The organism is Bacteroides sp. (genome assembly GCA_036351255.1).
GTDB lineage: Bacteria > Bacteroidota > Bacteroidia > Bacteroidales > UBA7960 > UBA7960.
The window spans coordinates 1-2293 of sequence record JAZBOS010000099.1 but is presented as its reverse complement, the minus strand read 5'-3'; the positions used below and the strand labels follow the sequence as shown (position 1 = coordinate 2293).

General features: G+C 46.9%; 3 protein-coding genes. All 3 read left to right on the top strand.

Annotation, left to right across the window (positions count from 1 at the left end):
- A partial coding sequence (locus V2I46_09685) for a transporter substrate-binding domain-containing protein (GenBank protein MEE4177769.1) occupies nt 1-237 on the top strand: 237 nt, incomplete at its 5' end.
- 211 nt (nt 238-448) lie between these two features.
- A complete protein-coding gene (locus tag V2I46_09680; protein MEE4177768.1) occupies nt 449-1696 on the top strand; it encodes a hypothetical protein in 1248 nt (415 codons plus the stop codon).
- Between the two features lie 246 nt (nt 1697-1942).
- The coding region (locus V2I46_09675; protein ID MEE4177767.1) for a hypothetical protein at nt 1943-2293 on the top strand (351 nt) is incomplete at its 3' end.

The following is a 2293-nucleotide window of genomic DNA, read 5'->3' as shown; positions in this document are numbered from 1 at the left end:
TGGGACGGCATCATCCCCGCCCTGCTTGCCAAGAAATACGACGCCATCATCGCCTCCATGTCCATCACCGAGGAAAGAAAAAAGAAAGTGGCTTTCTCCAACAAGTACTACAATACACCGGCCAAGTTCATTTGCAAAAAAGGCACCATGGAAGCGTTCTCGCGGGCCAACATCAAGGGCAAGACGGTCGGTGTCCAGCCAGCAGTTCCCAATGAAATACTAAATGCTATCAGCTAAAGGCTGCCCGTAAATTTTCAATTATTTTTTCGCAAAGCGAATTTTTCAAAAAGGCATAACCATATGATTTAACAGAAAATATTATCTCTAGACATCGCATCCTGAATGTTGTATACATATCAACAGGTTGTATCATTGAACAGGGGCGGTGCAGTTGCATCCTAAAAAAAATCTCAGTTTTAATGCACTAAAAAAGGCGATCTCGTCACATTTGTGCCAGCTTGAGGACCCCCGACAAAAAGGGAAGGTCTCCTACAGCCTGCACGATTGCGTTATGAGCGCTTTTGCCATGATGTACCTGCAAGACCCCTCCCTATTGGCATTCCAGCGCCGTATTCAGGAACGCATCCAAAAGAACAACGTAAATACGATTTTCGGGGTTCACGATATTCCCAAGGACAGCCAGCTTCGTAATGTTCTGGATGTGTTACCCCCTGAAGCGATAGCACCTGTCTTCACCACATTTCTCAGTCACCTGCAACGGGGCAAGCACCTGGAGGCCTACCAGTTGCTCGGTGGAAAGTACCTGATACCGATAGATGGATCTGAGTATTTTTCTTCAGAAAAAATCCATTGCCCCCATTGTTTGTATAAAAAACAAAACAAAGGCAAGTTGCGTTATTCCCACCAAATTTTGCAGGCAACCTTAGTACACCCTGATAAGCGTCATGTCCTTCCGCTTGCACCGGAACCTATCCAAAACAGCGATGGCACAACCAAACAGGATTGTGAAATCAATGCGGCCAAACGTTTAATTGCAAAAATCCGTAAAGCCCATCCCAAGCTGCCCATCGTTATAGGTGGCGATGGGCTTTACTCCAAGCAGCCCTTTATCGATGATCTGAAAGCGGCCAACATGTCATTCATTCTTGTGGCCAAGCCGGCGGACCATAAAATCCTTTTTGAATGGGTAAAAGACATGTTTGATCTGGATGCCGGTAACAAGATGACGATTAAAGATAAAAAGGGTCTCGAGCATCAATACCGATGGGTAAACGATGTGCCGCTCAATGGCTCTAAAGATGCCGACCAGGTCAACTTTTTTGAATACCAAATGATCAACAAGGGCAAGCCCACTTATCGCAACAGCTGGGTGACCGACATGACGATTGATAAGAATAATATTGGCATGCTGGTCAAAGCAGGCAGGGCCCGCTGGAAGATTGAAAACGAAACCTTCAATACCCTGAAAAATGAAGGCTATCACCTTGAACACAACTTTGGCCATGGTCAGAACAATCTTTCGATGGTCTTTTTTATGATCAACCTGTTGGCATTTTATGTTCATCAGATTTTAGATCTTACCGACACACTTTACCAAAAGGTCCGATATACCAAATTCACTTCACGCAAAGAATTTTGGAACCAATTGCGCTGCACCATACGCGTCTTGATTTTTCCTCATTGGCAGAGTTTGATGCAATTCATTTGGGATCCTGAAAAGGGCATCCCGCCTTAACGTCTCAATAAATTTTCATGCGCTGCCCCTTTTTCATCGATAGGCGTGGATAGCTGCGTCTACACTCAATGAATACCGAGCCTTGAGCTGCATCGGCCGCAACTTTCCCTTTCTTATCTACCTGCAAAAAACCATTTTTGCCTCTTTTCTGCTGAAAACCGCTTGCTTAGGGCTCTTCGCAAGATCACGGGTGCTTTCATTGAGAATAGTTGGCCGGCACAAGGGCGACTTGAAAGGAGGCGGTGAATGGTGTATTCTGCCAGAACCGAGGAAGGAAACGGCGATATGAGCGAACCATCCGCAAGGCAGAACAAACAGAGCGATCTTTTCAGGGACGAACTGGCCAGGACCGTGCTCAACTCGTTGTCGGCCCACATTGCCATTCTGGACCGTGAGGGCCTTATCCTGGAAACCAACACGGCGTGGCAGTTGTATGCCATAAGAAACGGCATGCCTGCAGATTACGATGCCCGGGGGACCAATTACCTGAACATCTGCGATGTAAGTAAAGGCGGTGGCGCCACGGACGCCCGCAAAGTGGCCGAGGGCATCCGCGGAGTCATTCGTGGCGACATCGAGGAATTTCTATACGATTAT